Source organism: Oceanobacter sp. 4_MG-2023 (assembly GCF_030689165.1).
In the GTDB taxonomy this organism is placed as follows: domain Bacteria; phylum Pseudomonadota; class Gammaproteobacteria; order Pseudomonadales; family Oceanobacteraceae; genus Oceanobacter.
The window spans coordinates 58,038-79,117 of sequence record NZ_JAUYVV010000006.1 but is presented as its reverse complement, the minus strand read 5'-3'; the positions used below and the strand labels follow the sequence as shown (position 1 = coordinate 79,117).

Genomic DNA, 21,080 nt, shown 5'->3' with positions numbered 1-21,080 from the left:
TATGTTTCAAACAGTTGTTTTAAAACATCAAGTGATACGCCACGGCAACACACGCGCATGACGCGGTCACCGGGCGATCAAGCAACAACGGAACAACGAAATAGCAACAGCGTACTGGTTCATTGATTGATGGCCGGTACGACTACTAATAAACAGAGCGCCATCAGGCGACCCAAACCAGTCAGGCGACGAGGTATCCCTAATGCCAGAATACAAAGCCCCCCTGCGTGAAATTAAATTCGTTATGGACGAGCTGCTGGATATGCCGTCCCATTACGCCAATATTCCTGCTTACGCCGACGTGGCGACTCCGGACATGGTGGATGCCATCCTTGCTGAAGGCGCTCGTTTTTGTGAACAAGAGCTGGCACCGCTGAACCGTGTCGGTGATATCGAAGGCTGTCAGCGTCACGAAGATGGCACCGTCACCACACCGACCGGCTTTAAAGAAGCCTACGCCAAGTTTGTTGAAGGCGGTTGGCCGTCTCTGGCCCATGACGAAGAATTTGGCGGTCAGGGTTTGCCTGAATCACTGGGGATTGTGATTTCCGAGCTGGTTGGTTCATCCAACTGGTCTTGGGGGATGTACCCCGGTTTGTCTCACGGTGCCATGAACACCATTGAACAACACGGTACCGATGCCCATAAAGCCACCTATCTGACCCGTCTGGTCTCTGGTGAGTGGACCGGCACCATGTGCCTGACTGAGCCGCATTGTGGTTCTGACCTGGGGATTCTGAAAGCCAAGGCAGAGCCAAACCCGGATGGCAGCTATGCCATTACCGGCACCAAGATCTTTATTTCTGCCGGTGATCACGATATGGCAGACAATATTATCCATATCGTGCTGGCCCGTTTGCCTGGTGCTCCGGCTGGTACCAAGGGTATCTCGCTGTTTATTGTGCCCAAGGTACTGCCGAATGAAGACGGCACGCTGGGAGATAAAAACGCTGTTGAATGTGGCTCGCTGGAACACAAAATGGGCATTCACGGCAACTCTACCTGTGTCATGAACTTTGATGGTGCCCAAGGTTGGTTGATTGGGCCGGAGAACAAAGGCCTGAACTGCATGTTCACCTTTATGAACACCGCCCGTATCGGTACTGCCTTGCAAGGTTCTTCAGCGATGGAAGCGTCTTATCAAGGTGCTCTGGCGTATGCCAAAGAACGTTTGGCGATGCGTTCACTGACCGGGGCAAAAGCGCCGGAAAAAGCCGCCGATCCGATTATTGTGCACCCGGATGTCCGTCGTATGTTGTTGACGCAGAAAGCCCTCAACGAAGCGAGCCGGGCACTGGTGTATTTTGCCTCGCAGCAAAACGACATTGTCAAAAAAGCCGAGACCGAAGCCGAACGTAAAAGTGCTGAAGAGCTGCTCAGTTTCCTGACGCCGATTGCCAAGGCCTTCCTGACCGAAGCCGGTTGTGAAGCAACCAACCTGGGTATGCAGGTGTATGGTGGCCATGGGTATATTGCGGAATGGGGAATGGAGCAGCTGGTGCGGGATACCCGGATTGCGACTATCTATGAAGGAACCACGGGTATTCAGGCGCTGGATTTGCTCGGCCGTAAAGTATTGATGACGCAAGGGGCGAGCCTGCGCACCTTCACCAAGATCGTGCACAAGTTCTGCAAGGCGGAGTCGGGTAATAAAGCCTTGTCCAAACTGATCAAGCCCTTGATGGAAGTGAACAAGGAGTGGGGCGACCTGACCATGAAAGTGGGGATGGGGGCGATGAAAAATCGCGATGAAGTAGGCGCCGCTGCTGTCGACTATCTGATGTACTCCGGTTATATCGTGCTGGGTTACTTCTGGGCGCGTATGGCCAAGGTAGCTCAGGACAAGCTGGCTGCAGGTACCAGTGAAGAGGCCTTCTACAAGGCCAAACTGACCACGGCAAACTTTTACTTCCGCCGCATCCTGCCCCGTACCCGGATGCATGCTGCCACCATGACAGCAGGAGCCGCCAGTCTGATGGATATGGCCGAAGAGGATTTCTCTTTCCTGTAAGCCGGTCGCGATTGCGCTGATGGATACCAGCCACTCTTCGGAGTGGCTTTTTTATGCCTGGATTATGTGCCTGGGTTGTTCGGCTGTGTTGTACGGCTGGATTGTACCGTGTGGATATGAAACCGGCTTGCATGGCACTTGGCCAGTGCTGGATGTTGGGTGTTGGGTAGCCACAAAAAAGCCGCTGGTATCAGCGGCTTTCAGAGCTATTAACAGGGTTTTAATGGAGACTACTCTAACGACAAGGTTCAGGTTGCCTGAGCAACAATCGAGGCCGTGCGACGATTACGATTAACCCGTTTTTCATGAATCTTGCGGATTTTACGCTGGGCCTTTTCAAACGCATCCCTGACAGCAACATACATATCTTCGTGGTCAGAGTTGTCGTGATTGTCATGGGTGATCGCGACAGTTTCTCCAGGCAAGCCAACCTCCAGCGACACATGAGCCAACTTGCCTTTATAGCTGTGGTTATGTGGCATGGCGACAACCGCACGAATCCCGGTGATGTCGTCAAAGGTGGAGATAAGTTTGGTGGCTTTCTCTCGGATAGATGCTTCTATACCGTCTGAATGTTCGATGTCACGAAAACTGATTGCCAGACCTTTCATAAACGCTCCTTGGTTAAAATAAGCATGAGGCTACGCCGGGAAATCCGGCGGACAACATCGCGTTGGCGCTGTTGTCTTTACGCACGTGCCAAAGGGCAGATCCGTATTGGTATACAGACCGGTTTCTGGATCTTGCCGAGTGCGCCTGGATCGGTATATTTACCTCCCTTCAACGTAACGGTAGTCTTTAAAACCTTTATAAAACAATAAGTTGCCATTAACACTGGCGAACTGGAAAACATCTTTTGCCAGTTCTTGTTGCCGCGTCTCTGTCATTTCCTTATGTCTTCAGACTACATTAACTTGTCACAAGGTCAATCATCTGGATGTAACATTTTTATGTTTTTTTTGCGGAACTTTTTGCCTTGGATGCAACAGTGAATGGACGCGACGAATTCGCATTGGGCAGGGTTTGAATGCGTGTTAGTCTGAGCGACAGCATCGTGGGCGGAGTGTCATGCAGGTATACAAGGTAAAGGTCGTTTTTTTTGATCTGGACGACTCACTGATTAACAAAGACGCAAACAGTCTCTGGATCAAATGGCGAGTACGCCGTGAGCGCTGGGCTTTGGTCGAGGCGACGCTGGCGCTGGCTTCCTTGTATCGTGCCTATAAAAAGGGTCGGGTAACACACTGGCGCTTGTCCAACTATTACAAGACCCGTGCTCGCGGGATGGCTTTGTCTGTATATCAGCAGCGGGTGGCGCAATTTTTTGCCGAGCGTGGGCATCTGCATATTTATCCGCAAGCGGCTTCGCTGTTATTTGCCTACCAGCGCCAGGGGGTTGAACTGGTGATGATTACTGGCGCTGATGATTATGTTGCCCGTGCTTACGCCGACGCGCTGGGTATCACTCATGTGATCAGTAATCGCCTCAAGGTGGTGAATGATCGTATCGTCGGCTTGCAGCGCCCCTTGTGTTACGGCAGTGGCAAGGTTGGTCTGGCCCGGGCATTTTTGCGTGAGCGTGGCCTGAAATTCAGTGATGCCGCCTTTTATACCGACAGTCATGCAGATTTACCCTTGCTGGAAAAAGTCGCCCAGCCAGTGGTGTTGAATCCGAACGCCCGTTTACGTGATGCAGCGGCCTTGCGCAGTTGGCCTTGTCTGGACTGGCGACCACTCAAAAACTGAAATCAACCATTGTAAGGCTTGCCGGAGGTGGGCCTTCTGGTATGATCTATGCTCGATTAAATCACGACTAGGGAGCCCGTGGTGTTCTACCCTCTGGATCGTCCTCAGCAACAGGGCCAGCTACTCGCCCGTCGATGGTGATAAACGCCTGATTTCCTGCATCACACAAAAGGATGCATCCGTTATTGCGTTTACTCACACTCAGGTTCCTATTATGACTCCGCAAGAATTTGAAACTCTGGTTGCCCAGGGCTACAACCGTATCCCTGTGTCGCGCCAGGTGTTGGCCGACATTGATACCCCTCTCAGTACCTACCTCAAATTGGCCGACCGGCCTTATTCCTACCTGTTCGAATCGGTACAGGGTGGGGAGAAATGGGGGCGTTATTCAATGATCGGATTACCCGCCCGCCATGTTATCAAGGTAACGGGCCATCGGATTATCCGGCAAGAAAACGGTGACACGGTCAGCGAGCTGGAAGTGCGTGACCCGCTGCAATACATCAGCGAGTTACAGCAAAGCTACAAAGTCCCGGACTTGCCCGGCTTGCCGCGTTTTCAGGGCGGGCTGGTCGGCTACTTTGGTTACGATACCGTGCGCTATATCGAACCCCGGCTGGAAAAAGGCTGCCCCGCTGATGAGCTGAATACCCCGGATATCCTGCTGATGGTGTCCGAAGAAGTGGTGGTGTTCGACAATCTCAGTGGCACCTTGCATCTGATCGTGCTGGCCGATCCGCAACAGCCCAACGCGCTGGCGGTGGCTGAACAGCGTATCGAGCAACTGCGCGAACAGTTGCGTCAGCCCTATCAGGGGGAAATAGGCCAGCCGCTGGCGCAGCCGCGCGAGGTCGAGGAAAAAGATTTTCGTTCAATGTTTGGTGCCGATGAATTCCGTGCGGCAGTCGCTTCGATCAAGGATTACATCTTCGCTGGCGATATCATGCAGTGCGTGATATCCCAGCGGATGCAGATTCCGTTTGCCGGTGATCCGGTCAATATCTACCGTGCCCTGCGGACGCTGAACCCGTCACCCTATATGTATTGCATGCATCTGGGTGACTTTCATGTGGTCGGTTCTTCACCAGAGATTCTGGCCCGGCTGGAAGATGGTGAAGTCACGGTGCGGCCGATTGCCGGTACACGCAAGCGTGGTCACAACGCCGCTGAAGATCTGGCGCTGGAGCAGGAATTACTGGCCGATCCGAAAGAAATCGCCGAGCACCTGATGTTGATCGATCTGGGGCGTAATGACGTTGGCCGGGTTGCCCAGACGGGCAAGGTAGAGCTGACCGACCGGATGGTGGTGGAGCACTACAGTCATGTGATGCATATCGTTTCCAATGTCACCGGGCAAGTGAAAGAAGGCACCACGGCCATGGATGTACTGAGAGCCGTACATCCGGCCGGTACTTTAAGTGGTGCGCCCAAAATCCGGGCAATGGAAATCATTGATGAGATGGAAAGCACCAAGCGTGGTGTGTATGGCGGTGCGGTCGGTTATCTGAGCTGGAATGGCAATATGGATACGGCGATTGCCATTCGTACCGCGGTCATCAAGGACGGCATGCTGAATATTCAGGCGGGAGCCGGGATCGTGGCCGACTCGGTGCCGGAAATGGAATGGCAGGAAACCCTGAACAAGGGTCGCGCCATGTTCCGTGCCGTTGCTCTGGCTGAAGCCGGGCTGGATCAATAACGACCTGCAGACAGGTCGCTACCTACCGAATGAATGACAAGGGCCTGATGCCGGGCGCCGTTGGAGTACAGCATGCTGGTAATGATAGATAACTACGATTCTTTTACGTACAACATTGTGCAATATTTCGCCGAGTTGGGCGCAGAAGTACGGGTGTTTCGTAACGACGAGGTGACGCTGGAGCAAATAGAGGCTCTGGCTCCTGATCACCTGGTTATTTCCCCGGGGCCTTGCACGCCGAATGAAGCCGGAATGTCGATGGCCGCTATCCGGCACTTTGCCGGCAAGGTGCCAATTTTGGGAATTTGTTTGGGCCATCAATCGATTGGGCAGGTATTTGGCGGCACCATCGTACGAGCCGGACAGGTCATGCATGGTAAATTATCGGCCATTCATCATGGCGATGTCGGTGTGTTCAAGGGCCTGACCAATCCCTATCAGGCGACCCGTTATCATTCTTTGGTGATTGATAAAGACACCTTGCCGGATTGCCTTGAAGTGACGGCCTGGACCCAGAATGACGATGGCAGCCAGGAAGAAATCATGGGGATTCGACATCGCGAGCTGGCGATTGAAGGGGTTCAGTTCCATCCTGAATCCATTCTGACTGAGCACGGCCATGACTTGCTCAACAATTTTTTGCACATACGGCTGAACTGACCAGGAGACTGATATGGAAATGCGTGCTGCCCTCGCTCGGGTTGTCGAACGTAATGACCTGACGACGGACGAGATGACCGACGTTATGGGACAGATAATGGCCGGACAGTGTGACGATGCCCAGGTCGGTGCGTTTCTGGTTGCCTTGAGAATGAAAGGCGAAAGCATCGATGAAATCGTCGGAGCCGTCCGGGTTATGCGAGAGCTGGCCCATGGCGTCACCATTCATCCGTTACACGCGGTGGATATTGTGGGGACCGGTGGTGATGGATCGAACCTGTTTAATGTCTCGACGGCTTCATCCTTTGTGGTAGCGGCGGCCGGCGGCAAAGTGGCCAAGCACGGTAATCGCGGAGTGTCATCAAAATCCGGCAGCGCCGATTTACTGGAAGCTGCAGGGGTCAAGCTGACTCTGGATGCCACTCAGGTGGCTCGTTGCATAGAGGAGCTGGGCGTGGGCTTTATGTTTGCGCCTCAGCATCACAGTGCCATGAAACATGCGATTGGTGTACGCAAGTCGCTGGGTATGAGGACAATTTTTAATATTCTCGGGCCAATGACCAATCCGGCCAGTGTCCCGAACCAGTTGATCGGTGTGTACAGCAAAGAGCTGGTACGGCCGCTGGCAGAAGTGATGCAGCGGTTGGGCGCGGGCCATGTCATGGTGGTACATTCAGACGATGGGTTGGATGAGATCAGTCTGGCGGCTCCAACCTTTGCGTGTGAACTGTATATGGGTGAGTTGCGGGAACGTATCATTCGTCCGGAAGAGCTTGAGATTGAACCTCGCAGCCTGAGTGGTCTGACGGTCGATGGCGCCGAGGAAAGCCTGGCACTGATTCAGGATGCACTGGGCAAGCGTAAAACCGAAGCCGGTCAAAAAGCCGCCGATATGCTGGCGCTGAATGCCGGTGCTGCGATTTATGTTGCCGGTCTGGCGTTGAATCTGAAAGATGGTGTCAGCATGGCGCAAGACGCGATTTATTCGGGTCTGGCACTGGAAAAAATGAAAGAGCTGGTCAGCTTTTCAGTCTGTCTGGCCGAAGATGGTGCGGCCTGACGGCGGCGAAACCAAAGGCGAATAACGCAGTGAATAACGAAACACCAACCGTACTCCGAAAAATTCTCGCTACCAAGGTGGTGGAAGTCAGACAACGGCAGCGTGAGCTGCCGGTCGTCGAGCTGAAAGCGCAGGCACAGGACCAGGACCCGGAACAGTTGCGAGGCTTCTGTCAGGCCATGCGTACCCGTATTGATGCGGGTGATCCCGCGGTGATTGCTGAAATCAAAAAGGCATCACCCTCCAAGGGCGTGATACGAGAAGATTTTGTGCCGGGTGCGATTGCCGAATCTTACGAGCAAGGCGGTGCAGCGTGTTTGTCGGTGCTGACAGATCATGAGTATTTCCAGGGCCATGAAGATTTTTTGCAGCAGGCGCGTCAAGCCTGCTCGCTGCCGGTGATCCGCAAGGATTTCCTGGTCGACCCCTATCAGATTTATGAAGCCCGCATGCTGAATGCCGATTGTGTTCTGCTGATCGTCTCGGCGCTGTCGAGAATGCAGCTACAGGATCTGGAAGGCCTGGCTCATGAACTGGGAATGGATGTACTGGTGGAAGTGCATGACCACGATGAGCTGGAATCAGCCTTGACGTTGACCACGCCGTTGCTGGGAATCAATAACCGCAACCTGCATACGTTTGAAGTAACGCTGGAAACCACTTATGGATTATTGGCGTCGATACCCGATAACCGCTTGCTGGTGACGGAAAGCGGGATTCTGCAGCGTGCCGATGTGGATGCCATGCGTCAGCGTAACGTGCACGGTTTTCTGGTTGGCGAAGCCTTTATGCGGGCACAAGATCCGGGTGAGGCATTGAGTCAGCTGTTTTTCTGACCATCACTGGTTATCCTGATACGCATTACAAACAAAAAAGCATTGCCACAGGCAATGCTTTTTTTGGTCGCAGCTTTGGCTGGCGTAGCGCACAGCCTGCTCAATGATTGTATGTACAGCTAGCGGGTGCCGTAGACCACCATGGTTTTGCCTTTGACTGATACCAGGCCACCATCTTCAAGGTCTTTTAATACACGACCAACCATCTCACGGGAACAGCCAACGATGCGGCCAATTTCCTGACGGGTAATCTTGATTTGCATACCATCGGGGTGCGTCATGGCATCTGGCTCCTTGCTGAGTTCCAACAGGGTGCGGGCCACTCGACCGGTTACATCCATAAACACCAGATCACCTGCTTTGCGGGTGGTATGGCCAAGGCGATGTGCCATTTGACGGAACAGGCGGAACAGTAATGACGGGTTCAGTTTGACCAGTTCTTCAAATTTGCTGTAGCTGATTTCGGCCACTTCGCATTCGGTTTTGGATTTTACCCAGGCGGTGCGGGTTTTGTGTTCTTCATCAAACAGGCCCATTTCACCAAAAAAGTCACCCGGATTCAGGTAGGCCATGATCATATCGCGGCCATCTTCGTCTTCAATGATGACGCTGACGGAACCTTTAACCAGATAGTACAAGGTATGACTTTCTTCTCCAGCATAAATCAGAGTGCTGCGCGCCGGATAACGGCGTCGGTGACATTGAGACAAAAAGTCTTCCAGGTAGGGATCCTTTTGGGGCAGTCTTACCAGGCTCATAGTTGGGCTTCCAATCCGGTACTGATGCAATTATTGCTCATGAACAGAATAAGTTAAACAGTATGTCAGTTTGTGACGCAGTGCGTTAGTGCTTTTACCATTACAGAGCGTATGGTTTTCAGTTCCGTGAACCAGATCATTAATATTGGTCATATAGGGTAAATATCGCGTAAGCCGTTGATTTATATGTTAGATCGATTTTTTCAAAAGGCAGAGGATACTACTTTTTGCCGGACTGCTGACGTCTGCAGGAGCAATTAAATTGTATCTTATTGTTAAAATGACAAAATACGGCAGTAGGGTGACACGTCTGACTGAGACAATTTAACCGGGCGTGCTGGTTATGATACGCTCCGCGCCTTCCTCCAATAACTGTGCTGGTTGATAAGATGAAAGCAGAAATCAAGTGGGTAGATGGGGCCATGTTCCTGGGTGAATCTGGCAGTGGTCACACAGTTGTCATGGATGGACCAGAAGATCACGGCGGCAGAAACATGGGCGTCCGGCCAATGGAAATGCTGCTGCTGGGGCTGGGCGGTTGTACCAGTTTTGATGTCATGAGTATCTTGACCAAGCAGCGCCAGCAAGTGACCGATTGTGTGGCCGCCATTGAAGCGCAGCGGGCCGATACGGTGCCGTCGGTTTTTACGCGCATACACGTACACTTCAAGGTATCTGGCAAGAACCTGAAGGCGGGCAGTGTCGAGCGGGCTGTGGCTTTGTCGGCAGAAAAATATTGTTCAGCATCGATTATGCTCGAACAGGCTGGGGTTGAAATTACTCACAGTCATGAAGTGATTGAAGCCTGATATCAGGTATTCAGACCGAAGGTTAACCTACTTAACATCCACACCACCGCATCAGGCGGGGTTGATGAGGATACGCTATTGAACGACAAGTTGCGCCTGCACGGCTTCAACAACCTGACCAAGTCCTTGAGTTTTAATATCTACGATATTTGTTATACCCAGACCGAGAAAGAGCGCCAGGAGTATATTGAATACATTGATGAGCTTTATAACGCCGATCGCCTGACCCAGATTCTGGGCGATGTGGTGGATATTATTGGTGCCAATATTCTGAACGTGGCTCGTCAGGATTATGAACCCCAGGGTGCAAGTGTAACCATTCTGATTGCTGAGCATGAAGTGCCGCCCAGCGATGACCTGATGGAAGAGAAGCCGGGGCCGCTGAGAGATTCTGTGGTGGCACACCTCGATAAAAGCCATGTGACCGTGCATACCTACCCGGAAAGCCATCCGGATGGCGGGATCAGTACTTTCCGGGCGGATATTGATGTATCGACCTGTGGGCTGATTTCACCCCTGAAGGCTTTGAACTATCTGATTCATGCGCTGGACTCCGATATTGTGACGGTGGATTATCGGGTGCGCGGTTTTACCCGCGATGTCGATGGCAACAAGCATTATATTGATCATGATATCAACTCGATCCAGAACTACCTGACCGAAGATACCCGTAACGCCTATCAGACCATCGATGTGAATGTGTATCAGGAAAATACCTTCCATACCAAGATGCTGCTGAAGGATTTTGAACTGGATAACTATCTGTTTGGTGAAGCTGCGCTCAGCCTGAGTGACGCTGAACGGGATGTGATCGAGAACAAGGTGCGCAAGGAAATGCTGGAGATTTTCTACTCCCGTAATATGCCAGATTAAAGCAGTTCTGCAGTACTCCGGGGGTGGCTGTGATCAGCGCGCTGCCCGGTATCAGCCAGCGGCTGTTTCGGCTGCCCCGTTCTGGTGTCAGTCTCTTGATCTTTTGGGGTGATTCAGCTTTCTTTGCGTAGCTGTAATTGCCAGCGCCATTCGTTGTCGCTTTCCATGTGGAAGGCCGGGGAGTCACTGTCATAGTCGCCGGCCTGGCGCTGATTGATGGAAACACCAATCCGCCAGCCTCCTTTCCATGAATAATCCAGATAGCCGCCAGCATTGTGGGTCGATGTATTGTGGACGGTGATATCACTGCTGTCGCCAATCGCCAGATGCGTCGACGGGCCCTGATAACACCAGTAGGCACCGATACGGGCATGGCGCAGGTACCAGTACTCGACACTGGCTTTGACCACTGAATCCGGGGTCTGGTCCAGTCGTCGCCGTTGTTCAATCACCTCGCTACCGCGAATGTCGGAGTCATACAGATTGACTCCCAGCTCGATGATCAGCGGATTGTCTCCCCGTTGTAACGGCTTGCGCATGGTCAGGCTGACGCCACGTAATACCGCCGGGACGGCGCTGTTGACCGGAGTGACCTGAAACTGCCCGGAGGTGGTGGCACTGTAAAGATAATGAATCGGCTGATAGATGCTGCGCTGAAACAATGACAGCACCACACCTTCTTCTTCGGCCCGGACGCCGGTCTGGAACTGGCGTTGGTAGCGGATCACATAAGACGTCATTTGTTCGTCGACCAGGTCGGCATTGCCGATCCATACCAGCTCTTCGTCGTCCAGGTTATGGGGCACGCGGTCGCTGGCACGGGCCGGGCGGATACTTTGACCAAGGCTGATTTGCAGCTGTTGGTGATAGTCGAGGCGGCGGCTTAGAATTGCACTGGGTAACCAGTAACTGGCGGTGGCGATTTCAGATTGCTGGTCCAGATTCTGGCTCCCGGCGTTATCCTGGCTGAGCTCATAAGACTCGAGGCGTAACCCCAGGGTCAGCCGAGTGCCGGGAGTGACCTGCCAGGCATCCTGCACAAATGCAGAAGCCCGATTCTCCTTGAACTTGAGCCGTTGCTGGCCGGTGCCAGAATAAAAAGTGTTTTGTTTGCGTTGCTGATAGCCAAGGCCCAGGGACCAGCGATGTTCGTCGCGAGTTTCTGCCAGTGTCCAGTGGAGTCGATAACGGCTGGCATTCTCGTCGTTATTGGTGGTGTCGCGCTGCTGTTGTTGCTTGAACTGTTCACCCGCCAATGACACTTGGCTGATGAGGCTATCACGGCGATGACTGGCATTCAGGCGCAGGTGCTGGTTTGTCCGGTTATGCTGGTAAGACGTATCACTCAGACCCGGGTGAGTGGCATCGTAACGCAGGGTGAACGGCAGTGGCTCGTGTTGGCGGTCATAGTCGCTGTTCATCAGAATCAGTTCACTGCTCAGGCGAGTGGCGGTGGACCAGGTCATTTGGTGGGACAGCCGGAAGGTGTCATCCTGTTGCTGACGCCGTTGTGACCAATCCTGATTCAGGTCAGCAGTGGTGAACGAGCCCTGGCTGTGGCTGACCTGACGGATGCGGGAGAGCCCGACGCGCAGGTTCGGGGATGGTGAGGCATCTGCCAGTAGCTGATAACCCTGGTAAGGGCCGCTGATACCAGCCAGATAAGTATCGGGGCTGAACTGGTCTTTGAGAATAAGATTGATGGCCCCGGCGGCACCGCCTCCCCAGTCCTGATCTGCCTGGCTGTTTTCACTGATGTCGATACGCTTGATCATGGCTGCGGGAATACGTTCCAGCGCTACTCGTTGAGCATTACTGTCGCCCAGTAATGGCTGGCCATTGATCAACAGGCTTTGATAGCTGCCGCTCATGCCGTAGAGAAGTACGTCATCTTCCAGATTAAGGTTCTTGCCCAAACCGGCTGTCGGGAGTTGACCGAGCAGGTCGAGGGCGGTCAGAGGCAGGAAGCGATTATAATTTTCCGGGTCGTAGGACAGTGTGGCGTCATTGGCCTGGGCTGTCGTTGCTGCTCCGAATAGCAGCACCATAAACAGCTGAATAACCCCAGACCCAGGGAGATACTGATGCTGCTTGATCTTGGCCACTGGTGCGGTGCGGAACATGAAACATCTCCCTGGCATCTGGCTCTGGTCTGACATTAATGGCTGATGCGCAGTATCTTGAAGCCATTGGCGGTAGCGACTTCCTCGACCTGGCTGAAGCAGCGCGCGGCCCACTCTTCGTAAGGCAAATGACGATTGGCCACAATCCATAGTTTGCCTCCTGCCCGTAATTGCTTGCGCGCATTGGCAAACAGCTGTTCGGCAAACTGATAATCGGTTTCCTTGCCGGCGTGGAACGGTGGGTTGCTGATGATGGTATCGAAGTAGCCATTGACCTGGCCCAGGCCGTCACTGGCCACAATATCTGCTTTTACGCCCATACGGGCTGCGTTCAGGGCACTGCTGCGCAAGGCGAAGGCATCGGTGTCTGCCAGCGTAAGATTGATGTCGGTGCTGCGTAATGCCTGACTGATTCCGAGCAGGCCAGAGCCGCACCCCAGATCCAATACGTTGCCATGCAGTGGCTTGAGCTGGGCCAGCAGTAATTCGCTGCCCTTGTCGAGGGAACCCTGGCTGAACACTCCGGGCAAGGAGAGGTAATCCCGGCCGTCATAATGGGTAGCCTTGGCGAGAGCGAGCCAGTTGAAAGACGCTTGTTGGGGCCGTAACAACGCTGACCACAAGCTGCAGCGACGGGCACTATCGTGTTTCATGGTATCGGCCAGATGCTTGATCGCATTGTTGATGCTTTTGCCGCCGCTGTCGTTGGAGCCAACCAGCCAGACTTCTGGCAGATGTCGGTGAGCCGGAATCCGGGTCAGCATCTGTACCAGGGCGATGGCCAGCTGTTTGGCTTTGGGCCAGACGATAATGACGCGTTCGGTATTGTCTGGCAGTTCAACTTCGGGGATGGCGAAGGTGACCTTGTCTTCTCCGAGGGCGGCCAGCATGACCTGATAGCAGCGCCAGTCCCAGGTTTGCACACGGCATCCGGCGCTGCGTACCATGGCTAGCCAGGCCGGGTCGGTCTCACTTTCACTGGTCAGAATCAGTGTGTTGGCAGTCAGTAAATCCGGGTGGCGGGTCAATAACTGATAGGGGGCCTGGTTCATGCCGTCATTCCTTGCACTATGTCTCGTACGTTTAATGCTGCTATTTGGTAATCGTCACCAAGCGGGACCAGCCCTTGTTGGCGTAGCGGACCATCAAATTCACTGGCCTGCCCGGTAACAAACAGCGGGCAGCCGGTTTCTGCGGCAATGGTGTGTAATTGCTGGATACGTTCTGTCGAAGGAATTACTTCTATTTGTAGAACTGCGACGGGCCAGTGTCGGCACTCGTTCAGTAACAGAATAATCTGATCCAGCGCCATCAGGCCGGACAGACGGGTGGCTCCAAGGCCCAGCTGACGGATCAATAACCCCAGCAACAGCAAGTTGATTTCGCTGTCTCTGGTGCAGTTGGCCAGCAGGATTCGAGGTTGTGTGGTGACGGCCGTGGTGTCGCTTTCTGACAGTCGCCAGGCCAGTCGAGCCTGTAGGAAAGAACTGAAAAAACACAATCTGGCGTCGCCCAAAGGCTGGGATTTGCTCTCTTTAAGTTGACGATAAAAGGGTACAAACAGAAATCTCAGGGCCAGTTCAACCGGAAAAAACTGGCTGACTTCATCAAAGGTGGAGGCCAGCAAGCGGTCGTCAAAATGTTGGGTTGCTTGTTGCAGCAGCTCCCGGTAATGCTGCCATTGAGAGGGTTTGGTCGCCGTCAGGGGGCTATCGTTATTGGAGTCGCCATTGGCCAGCATGGCCTGTGCCTGGGAGATGGGGATACCGCGATTCAATAAGGTGGTTACTTGCTTGATCAGTTGTATGTCTTGCTCGGTGTAGAGGCGATGGCCCTTGGCGGTTCGTTTCGGTTCAATCAGCCCGTAACGCCGTTCCCAGGCGCGCAAGGTGATGGCATTCACGCCTGTTTCCGCAGACACTATCCGGATTGGATAATACGCAGCATGGGAGTCAGAACCATTGCCTGTCATGTTAGGAGCTCTTGCGTTATCTGGTAACAATCAGGCTGTCACCTCGGGTGGACGGTTACCGGGCCAGTGGAGAAAATCCGCACACTTGCCAATGGTATACAAAGGTGTACAGATTCTATTCTTACATTGCTACAAAGTAAAAGTCGCCTTCCAAGTCTGTCAATTACTTGACCAGGACAGAGGGGCTGCTTAACTTGCCGGAATGATAACTTGGAGAGTGGGTATGTTTGCTGATGCGTCAGATCCTCAAGGGCCGATCAGCCTTGAGCTGTTGAAAAAAGCGATTGATGTCTCCAACGATGGCATTGTGATTGCCGAGCAGGAAGGTGACGATAATATTCTGGTGTACGTCAACAGGGCGTTTGAGCGTATGACGGGCTATCAGGCGGATGAAATCCTTTATCAGGACTGCCGTTTTCTGCAGTTGGGCGACAAAGACCAGCCCGCTTTGGAGGAAATTCGCCAGGCGATGGCGGCAGGACGTTCTGCCCGCGTGGTGCTAAGGAATTATCGCAAGGATGGTTCGCTGTTCTGGAATGAACTGAGTTTGTCGCCGGTATTCAGTGACGAAGAACAACTGATGTATTACATCGGTGTGCAGAAGGACGTAACCTCGACGATAGACGCTTTGCAGCGAGCCGAAAAAGCGGAAGCTGAGCTGGCCGAATTACGCCAGAAGCCGGCTTGAATCATCACCCGGCGACATAAAAAAAGCAGAGACGCGATAGCGCTCTGCTTTTTGGGGAACATTAAAGCGCTGCCTTTGGACGCCGATTATTTGGCGTTGTTGTAGGCTTCGGCAGATTCCATGATCAGGCGACGTGCTTCATCGGCATTACCCCAGTCACGCACCTTGACCCATTTGCCAGCTTCCAGATCCTTGTAATTTTCAAAGAAATGGGCGATTTGGTTGCGCAGCAGTTCAGGAACGTCATTTACGTCCTGTACGTCATCATAAATTTTGCTGAGTTTTGTGTGAGGCACGGCCAGCAACTTGACGTCTTCGCCACCTTCGTCTTCCATGTTGAGTACAGCAACCGGACGCGCGCGAATAACGGAACCAGGTTGTACCGGATACGGTGTGATGACCAGCACGTCCAGAGGATCGCCGTCACCCGCCAGTGTATTTGAAATGTAACCATAGTTGGCTGGGTAGAACATCGGTGTGGCCATGAAACGATCGACCATCAGACAATCCATGTCCTTGTCGATTTCGTATTTGATCGGGGCGTGGTTGGCTGGAATTTCAATAACGACATAAACATCGTTTGGCAGGTCTTTACCTGCGGAAATGGCGTTGTAGCTCATTTTATTTTCCTGGGATTGTTGAGTTATTTGAGCGGATTATAGCCAAGCAGCTCTTGTTCTGTCAGGTCTACATCAGTATAAAACGGCAGGCATCGACCAAAGATGCAGGCACGATGGTTTGATAGCTTGAACAACGAGAAAAAGAAATACAACTTATGGCGGTATTAGTCTGGACCCTGATGGTTATCTCCTTGTTCTGTATCGCAGACAAGGCGATGGCCAATAATCTTGAAGAAGAGCTGATTCCGGGCTTGGCGGAATCATATCGTCTGGATGATGAGGATCTTCCGGTTGTTCTGACTGCGACCCGATTGCGCCAACCCCGTGCCGAAGTGCCTGCCAGTGTAACGGTGATCGATGCTGAGCAGATTGAGGCCTGGAACGTCACCACCTTGCCGGAATTGATGCGTTTTGTTCCCGGCATGTTTATTGGTCATGGGGATGACGAAAATAATGCCTCCCTTGCCTATCATTCTTCCAGCCCCAGTGTAATGCGGCGCTTGCAGGTGCTGGTGGACGGCCGTTCGGTCTTCCGGGCGGGTATTGCATCGGTGGTTTGGGATGATATTCCCATTGCGCTGGAAGATATCCAGCGTATCGAAGTCACCCGAGGTCCGAGTTCGGCGACCTATGGATCGAACTCATTTCAGGGAGTGATCAATATTATCAGCAAACATCCTGGGGATACGCTGGGTGTGCGCCTGCGTTACCGGAATGGTAATCAGGGTGAAGATGACAGTTTTGCCAGTTATTCCTGGCAGCAGGGGCGCAGTGCCAACCGCCTGACCGTACAGATCAATGCATCCGATGGCTTTGACGGGGCAGGCGCTGAAAACGGCGCAGATGAGTTACGAGACAGCAAGCGCCACGGCTTTATCAATTTTGATCAGCAGCGGAACTTCGATGGCGCTTGGCAGTTGCATACCCAGGCTGCTTACAAGAGTGGTCATACAGATATTCGCAAAAGTGATTACGATCAGGTCGCCCCGGATCAGGACACACGTCAGGGCATGCTGATGGCAAAATTGTCGCGGGATTTTAATGCCAATCACTCCGCCTCATTACGGGCCTACTGGCAGCATGACCGACGCACGCAGGAAACCTTTGTGAGGGTGCCGACTGCCTTGCTGGATCCGGCTCTCTATGATCTTTATCGTGATAATCCGCAACTGGCCTCGCAGGGGGTGAGTGTTCCGGTGGTCAGTGCGGTTGCATCCGGGGCGTCGGCAGAGCAGCTGGAAGCGTTGGCGGCATCAGCGGGTTATGCGCTGGATGTCAGTGAGTCTGACCTGGCCTATTTACAGGAGATAGTGGCTAACACGGGTGGCGACCTCTCCAATCTGTCACAGCAGGTAAACGGTTATACCGACTCCAATATAACCGACGAGCGGTTTGATATTGAATTTCAGGATACCCGCCGCTGGAACCGGTCACTGCGTACCGTCCTGGGTGTCAGTATGCGCCGCGACCAAGTAACTTCCGAGACCTACTTCGGCGGCAAGGTAAATAACGATACCTACCGGTTTTTCGGTAATCTGGAGTGGCGTCAATCCGATCGCCTGATTGTGAATATGGGGGGGACCTACGAGCGTGAAGACGCCAACAAGGACGCCTTTTCTCCTCGAGTGGGCCTGAACCTGTTGTTGGCGCCACAACAAGGAATTCGCCTGATTCATTCCGAGGCGGTGCGCTCACCCGATTTGCTGGAGCAAAATCCCAACTATAATGTAACCATCAGTGGCCTGGATGATAATTATCTGGGCATTTCGGAAGGGACGTTTTTTATACATCAATGGCCGGAGTCCCGGGATCTCGATCATGAACGAATTATCAGTACGGAACTTGGCTACTATGGCCGTTTTTCAGGCCCTGATATTGAAGTCGATCTGAAGTTGTTCCAGGAGCATATGACACATTTGATTGCTGACTCCATCCAGCTGCGGAGCCTGGCTATCGGCTCGGATAGCCAGATTGATATCGACGGTGCTGAACTGCAGGTTAACTGGCGCATCCGGCCAACCGACTGGATCTGGTTGTCGTCGGCCTATATTAATGTTGAACTCAAGGGCGAAGAAGGCGAGCGGCGTCAGCAGCGTGTGGATACCAGACTCAGCGCCCAGGACAGTGTGGTGGCCAGCTGGCATCATAAAGCGCAGAACTGGAGTCTGACGGCTTCTCATTTCTGGTACGACGCCTACAACAGCAAGTACAGCCGTCACGGAAACCGTTATCGGCGTTACGAGATCAGTATGAAGGTATTTGACCGGGTTGGTCGCTTTAACCCCTGGCTGGGTTTCCACTTGCAGCATTTGGTGGATGACGGCAGTCTGGTGTACGTGAATCAGCAGTACTCGACCACTAATCTGTACAATGTACAGGTTGGTCTTAATTTCTGACAAGGAGTGGATGCTTGCATGGATGCATGGTCTTTCAGGCAATGGCTTAGATTATTGGCTCTCCCCTTGTTGATCGGGCTGAGTGGTACTGCCAATGCATTGGAATTACTGTTTATTACTCACAAGATTGTTGGGTTGGTCAGTGAGTTGGCAGAAAAAACGGCGACCGGTTCGGACGCCCGTTCGACAGTGTTGTTGTTAACGGACCCGGCTATCAATACTGCGGTTGCCAGCGCTGATGTGGTCGTGCTGGTTGGCCCTGTGGCGATACAGCAGGTGGCATCGTTGCCGTTGCCAGGCGATATGCCGGTGGTGGCAGCACTGATCACACGTGAAGACAGCATCAATGCCAATTATCTCTCCAGTGCGCTGTATCTGGAACCACCGCTGATGCGTCAGGTAGCACTCGCACACGAGATTATGGGCCGCAAAGTACCGCTTGGATTACTGGCAAGCAGTCCTGAACGGTTACAGACCTTATGCTGTTCTCCTCAAGCTCTCCGCGAGCACGGTGTCAGTGCGTATTTTATCAATGACTATCCCAGCATGAATCGCGCCCTGGTCGACCTGTTACAAGATAATCAGGCGCTGGTGGGTATCTATGACCCGGAATTGTTCAGTGCGGCCAATATCAAGAATATCCTTATTACCGCCTACCGCCAGAACCGGCCACTGATTGGGCCATCCAGTGCTTATATTCGTGCCGGAGCATTGGCGACCACTTATAGTGATATTGATGACATCGTGCGCCGTCTGGTGGAGATTATTCAGCAAGGGTTGCGCTCCGGCCACTGGCCTGAGCCGGGTTATAACCCGTATTTCAATGTACGCTACAACGGGCAAGTCGCTCGCTCGCTGAACCTGGTGCTGCCGGATGAACAAGAGATGGTAAGCCGTCTCCGAGACCGGGAACAACCATGATTTCGGTTCGACGCTGGTCGATCCGTCTCAGAATCCTGCTGGTGGCAACCATTCCTGTGGTGCTGGCAGCAATGCTGATTACCAGCTATCACATGGTGCAACGCTGGAAAGAAGTGCAGCGTGAAACCGATAGCCTGTCGAGTATTGCGCTGGATCATTTGGCCGTTGGTGCCGAGTATCCGATTTTTTCGGGTAACTATCAGTTACTGGACCCTGTGGTCGCCGCGGTACTCAAACAGCCATTTATCGTCGTGGTCGAGATACTGGATGTGAATGGCCAGACGCTCTATTTTCAGCAGTCCGAGCGTTATGGCGACATTCCGGCGGATGATATCCGTATTCTGGTTCGGGATATTGTGCCTGAGATGCCAGCTCTGGATGGCTTCGCTGAACTGGATGCCCGGAGAGCAGTGAATCCTGCGCGGATTGGTCAGGTGCGTATGCAGGTGGCCAATACGATCATGAGCCAGCGCCAGCGGGCCATTATGTACCAGTCGCTGTTTACCGGACTGGGCTTTATCCTGATTTCGATACTGGTGGCGGGGGGGATCTCGACAACGATTATCCCGCCGCTGGAGCGGTTGGTTTCTTTTATTGGTCATTTGGCCCGAGGGGAGGTCAAACAACGTCTGGTGGTCGATAGTGGCGCCGAGATCGGTAATCTGCAAAAGAGTGTCAACCAGTTGGCGGCGTCACTGGAACAGGCTCAACAGGCGCACCGTCGCTATACTGCACAGCTGCGCCAGGAACAACACAAAAGCCAGCAAGCCAGTCAGGCCAAAAATGAATTTCTGGCGATGATGAGCCATGAATTACGCACGCCACTGAATGGTGCTGTGGGAATGTTGCAGCTGATTGACCGGAACAACAGCCCGGATGAATTTGCCGAGTACAAGTCGACGGCCGAGCAGTCACTGACCAATCTGACGCAGCTGTTGGAAGATGTTCTGGTGGTGGTGGATACAGATAAAAACAATTTGCCAGTGGCATTTGCCGAGCATTCCCTGCCTGCAACACTGGATGCCCTGACGCACGAGTTCAGCCTGCAGGCGCTGGAAAAGCGTTTGTCGTTTGTCGTCGAATATGACGACGAGCTGTTACAAAACAAGATTCAGATAGACCCTTCGTTAGTACGGCAAATCGTGCGACATCTTGTTGATAATGCCATCAAGTTTACCGAGCAAGGGTATGTGGTGGCGCTCCTCTCGATACATCATCAAGCGCTGAAACACTGGTTATGTATTCAGGTGCATGACACTGGTATTGGTATTCCGCCTGACCAGCGTCAGCAGGTGATGGAGGCCTTTTCCCAGATTAATTCATCGTTCAGTCGCCAGCACAGTGGTGCTGGCCTGGGGCTGACGATTTCCCAACATATCTGTCAGATACTGGGTGGCAGTATCCAGATTCAGGATAACGATGGAGGCGGCACCAGGGTGATGGTCAATCTGCCCGTCAAGCCGGTGGCTTCTGCTGAGCCTGAGGATGCTGGCCCGATCAGTACTGCACTCAGCGTTCTGATTGTTGAAGATAATGACATCAACTATCGGGTGGCTAAAAAGATGATTATCAAGGCTTTCCCGGAGACGGAAGTCGTGGTGGCAGAAGACGGGGAAAAATGTCTGCAGCGCGTGGAAGAACAGGATTTTGACCTGATTCTGATGGATTGCCAGATGCCGGTTCTGGATGGTTTTGAGACCACTCGTTGTTTACGGGCCAGGGGAGTGACAACACCGATTGTTGCCTGTACGGCAAATGGCTCGGAAGTGGTATTCCGCCGCTGTATTCGTGTTGGAATGAACGACTATCTGAGCAAGCCGGTTTCATTGGCTGCGATGAAAGCTATCCTGATGAAATGGGGACAACAGCAAACCGACGCAGAGGCCAACACAATCGATGGTTGACCTC

General features: G+C 53.0%; 18 protein-coding genes. 12 read left to right on the top strand and 6 right to left on the bottom strand.

The window, feature by feature from the left end; genetic code table 11:
- Positions 1-202: 202 nt before the first annotated feature.
- Complete coding sequence (locus tag Q8W24_RS06370; RefSeq protein WP_305474771.1) at positions 203-2,011, top strand: acyl-CoA dehydrogenase C-terminal domain-containing protein; 1,809 nt, start codon at positions 203-205, stop codon at positions 2,009-2,011.
- Between the two features lie 248 nt (positions 2,012-2,259).
- Here Q8W24_RS06370 and Q8W24_RS06365 read toward each other — a convergent pair whose 3' ends face one another.
- The gene (locus Q8W24_RS06365; RefSeq protein WP_303432156.1) at positions 2,260-2,622 is read right to left on the bottom strand and encodes an HPF/RaiA family ribosome-associated protein; all 363 of its coding nucleotides are present in this window, start codon (positions 2,620-2,622) and stop codon (positions 2,260-2,262) included.
- Positions 2,623-3,079: 457 nt separating this feature from the next.
- Between Q8W24_RS06365 and Q8W24_RS06360 the strand changes: the two genes are divergently transcribed.
- From Q8W24_RS06360 to trpC, 5 genes are all read left to right on the top strand, one after another.
- A complete protein-coding gene (locus tag Q8W24_RS06360; protein WP_303432155.1) occupies positions 3,080-3,757 on the top strand; it encodes an HAD family phosphatase in 678 nt (225 codons plus the stop codon).
- A gap of 214 nt (positions 3,758-3,971) precedes the next feature.
- Positions 3,972-5,456 carry an anthranilate synthase component I gene (trpE, locus tag Q8W24_RS06355; RefSeq protein ID WP_303432153.1) on the top strand — a complete coding sequence of 495 codons (1,485 nt, stop codon included), beginning with the start codon at positions 3,972-3,974 and terminating at the stop codon, positions 5,454-5,456.
- 72 nt (positions 5,457-5,528) lie between these two features.
- On the top strand, positions 5,529-6,116 hold the full coding sequence (locus Q8W24_RS06350; RefSeq protein ID WP_305474769.1) for an aminodeoxychorismate/anthranilate synthase component II: 588 nt from the start codon (positions 5,529-5,531) through the stop codon (positions 6,114-6,116).
- A gap of 13 nt (positions 6,117-6,129) precedes the next feature.
- Positions 6,130-7,176: an anthranilate phosphoribosyltransferase gene (trpD, locus tag Q8W24_RS06345; protein WP_305414514.1), complete on the top strand. Its 1,047-nt coding sequence runs from the start codon at positions 6,130-6,132 to the stop codon at positions 7,174-7,176.
- A 29-nt stretch (positions 7,177-7,205) separates the two neighbouring features.
- Positions 7,206-8,012, top strand: a complete 807-nt coding sequence (trpC, locus tag Q8W24_RS06340) for an indole-3-glycerol phosphate synthase TrpC (protein ID WP_303432149.1) — start codon at positions 7,206-7,208, stop codon at positions 8,010-8,012.
- 119 nt (positions 8,013-8,131) lie between these two features.
- Here trpC and crp read toward each other — a convergent pair whose 3' ends face one another.
- Entirely contained in the window at positions 8,132-8,770 is a 639-nt protein-coding gene (gene crp, locus Q8W24_RS06335) for a cAMP-activated global transcriptional regulator CRP (RefSeq protein ID WP_303432147.1), read from the bottom strand.
- A 389-nt stretch (positions 8,771-9,159) separates the two neighbouring features.
- Here crp and Q8W24_RS06330 point away from each other — a divergent pair, with 389 nt between their 5' ends.
- Positions 9,160-9,579 (top strand): OsmC family protein, encoded by a 420-nt coding sequence (locus Q8W24_RS06330; RefSeq protein ID WP_303432145.1) that lies wholly within the window; start codon positions 9,160-9,162, stop codon positions 9,577-9,579.
- Between the two features lie 78 nt (positions 9,580-9,657).
- The gene (gene speD, locus Q8W24_RS06325; protein WP_303432143.1) at positions 9,658-10,452 is read left to right on the top strand and encodes an adenosylmethionine decarboxylase; all 795 of its coding nucleotides are present in this window, start codon (positions 9,658-9,660) and stop codon (positions 10,450-10,452) included.
- Positions 10,453-10,565: 113 nt separating this feature from the next.
- Here the strand turns inward: speD and Q8W24_RS06320 are convergent, their stop codons facing one another.
- Genes Q8W24_RS06320 through Q8W24_RS06310 form a run of 3 tightly spaced genes read right to left on the bottom strand, consistent with a single transcriptional unit; the run spans position 10,566 to position 14,547 of the window.
- Positions 10,566-12,575 carry a TonB-dependent siderophore receptor gene (locus tag Q8W24_RS06320; RefSeq protein WP_305474767.1) on the bottom strand — a complete coding sequence of 670 codons (2,010 nt, stop codon included), beginning with the start codon at positions 12,573-12,575 and terminating at the stop codon, positions 10,566-10,568.
- Between the two features lie 35 nt (positions 12,576-12,610).
- Positions 12,611-13,627 carry a class I SAM-dependent methyltransferase gene (locus Q8W24_RS06315; protein WP_305474765.1) on the bottom strand — a complete coding sequence of 339 codons (1,017 nt, stop codon included), beginning with the start codon at positions 13,625-13,627 and terminating at the stop codon, positions 12,611-12,613.
- Positions 13,624-14,547, bottom strand: coding sequence for a MerR family transcriptional regulator (locus tag Q8W24_RS06310; RefSeq protein WP_303432138.1), 924 nt, complete (start codon positions 14,545-14,547; stop codon positions 13,624-13,626). Before Q8W24_RS06310 ends, Q8W24_RS06315 begins: the two co-directional genes overlap by 4 nt.
- Positions 14,548-14,770: 223 nt before the next feature.
- On the opposite strand from Q8W24_RS06310, the gene Q8W24_RS06305 reads away from it, so the two are divergent.
- Positions 14,771-15,235, top strand: a complete 465-nt coding sequence (locus Q8W24_RS06305; protein ID WP_303432137.1) for a PAS domain-containing protein — start codon at positions 14,771-14,773, stop codon at positions 15,233-15,235.
- A gap of 86 nt (positions 15,236-15,321) precedes the next feature.
- Here the strand turns inward: Q8W24_RS06305 and ppa are convergent, their stop codons facing one another.
- The gene (gene ppa, locus Q8W24_RS06300; RefSeq protein ID WP_303432135.1) at positions 15,322-15,855 is read right to left on the bottom strand and encodes an inorganic diphosphatase; all 534 of its coding nucleotides are present in this window, start codon (positions 15,853-15,855) and stop codon (positions 15,322-15,324) included.
- A 155-nt stretch (positions 15,856-16,010) separates the two neighbouring features.
- On the opposite strand from ppa, the gene Q8W24_RS06295 reads away from it, so the two are divergent.
- From Q8W24_RS06295 to Q8W24_RS06285, 3 genes are read left to right on the top strand one after another with little or no spacing between them, the layout of a single operon-like run.
- The gene (locus tag Q8W24_RS06295) at positions 16,011-18,251 is read left to right on the top strand and encodes a TonB-dependent siderophore receptor (RefSeq protein ID WP_303432134.1); all 2,241 of its coding nucleotides are present in this window, start codon (positions 16,011-16,013) and stop codon (positions 18,249-18,251) included.
- 18 nt (positions 18,252-18,269) lie between these two features.
- Positions 18,270-19,172 (top strand): hypothetical protein, encoded by a 903-nt coding sequence (locus Q8W24_RS06290; protein ID WP_305474763.1) that lies wholly within the window; start codon positions 18,270-18,272, stop codon positions 19,170-19,172.
- Positions 19,169-21,076, top strand: a complete 1,908-nt coding sequence (locus Q8W24_RS06285) for a response regulator (RefSeq protein ID WP_305474761.1) — start codon at positions 19,169-19,171, stop codon at positions 21,074-21,076. The genes Q8W24_RS06290 and Q8W24_RS06285 overlap by 4 nt, the downstream gene beginning before the upstream one ends.
- Positions 21,077-21,080: the final 4 nt, after the last annotated feature.

Bases quoted from the DNA above. Each gene is read 5' to 3' on its own strand.
- Q8W24_RS06310 (WP_303432138.1), bottom strand. From the start codon at position 14,547: ATGACAGGCAATGGTTCTGACTCCCATGCTGCGTATTATCCAATCCGG.
- Q8W24_RS06330 (WP_303432145.1), top strand. From the start codon at position 9,160: ATGAAAGCAGAAATCAAGTGGGTAGATGGGGCCATGTTCCTGGGTGAA.
- crp (WP_303432147.1), bottom strand. From the start codon at position 8,770: ATGAGCCTGGTAAGACTGCCCCAAAAGGATCCCTACCTGGAAGACTTT.
- Q8W24_RS06315 (WP_305474765.1), bottom strand. From the start codon at position 13,627: ATGAACCAGGCCCCCTATCAGTTATTGACCCGCCACCCGGATTTACTG.
- trpE (WP_303432153.1), top strand. From the start codon at position 3,972: ATGACTCCGCAAGAATTTGAAACTCTGGTTGCCCAGGGCTACAACCGT.
- Q8W24_RS06360 (WP_303432155.1), top strand. From the start codon at position 3,080: ATGCAGGTATACAAGGTAAAGGTCGTTTTTTTTGATCTGGACGACTCA.
- Q8W24_RS06350 (WP_305474769.1), top strand. From the start codon at position 5,529: ATGCTGGTAATGATAGATAACTACGATTCTTTTACGTACAACATTGTG.
- Q8W24_RS06285 (WP_305474761.1), top strand. From the start codon at position 19,169: ATGATTTCGGTTCGACGCTGGTCGATCCGTCTCAGAATCCTGCTGGTG.
- ppa (WP_303432135.1), bottom strand. From the start codon at position 15,855: ATGAGCTACAACGCCATTTCCGCAGGTAAAGACCTGCCAAACGATGTT.
- Q8W24_RS06365 (WP_303432156.1), bottom strand. From the start codon at position 2,622: ATGAAAGGTCTGGCAATCAGTTTTCGTGACATCGAACATTCAGACGGT.
- Q8W24_RS06295 (WP_303432134.1), top strand. From the start codon at position 16,011: ATGGCGGTATTAGTCTGGACCCTGATGGTTATCTCCTTGTTCTGTATC.
- Q8W24_RS06305 (WP_303432137.1), top strand. From the start codon at position 14,771: ATGTTTGCTGATGCGTCAGATCCTCAAGGGCCGATCAGCCTTGAGCTG.
- Q8W24_RS06370 (WP_305474771.1), top strand. From the start codon at position 203: ATGCCAGAATACAAAGCCCCCCTGCGTGAAATTAAATTCGTTATGGAC.
- Q8W24_RS06290 (WP_305474763.1), top strand. From the start codon at position 18,270: ATGGATGCATGGTCTTTCAGGCAATGGCTTAGATTATTGGCTCTCCCC.
- trpD (WP_305414514.1), top strand. From the start codon at position 6,130: ATGGAAATGCGTGCTGCCCTCGCTCGGGTTGTCGAACGTAATGACCTG.
- Q8W24_RS06320 (WP_305474767.1), bottom strand. From the start codon at position 12,575: ATGTTCCGCACCGCACCAGTGGCCAAGATCAAGCAGCATCAGTATCTC.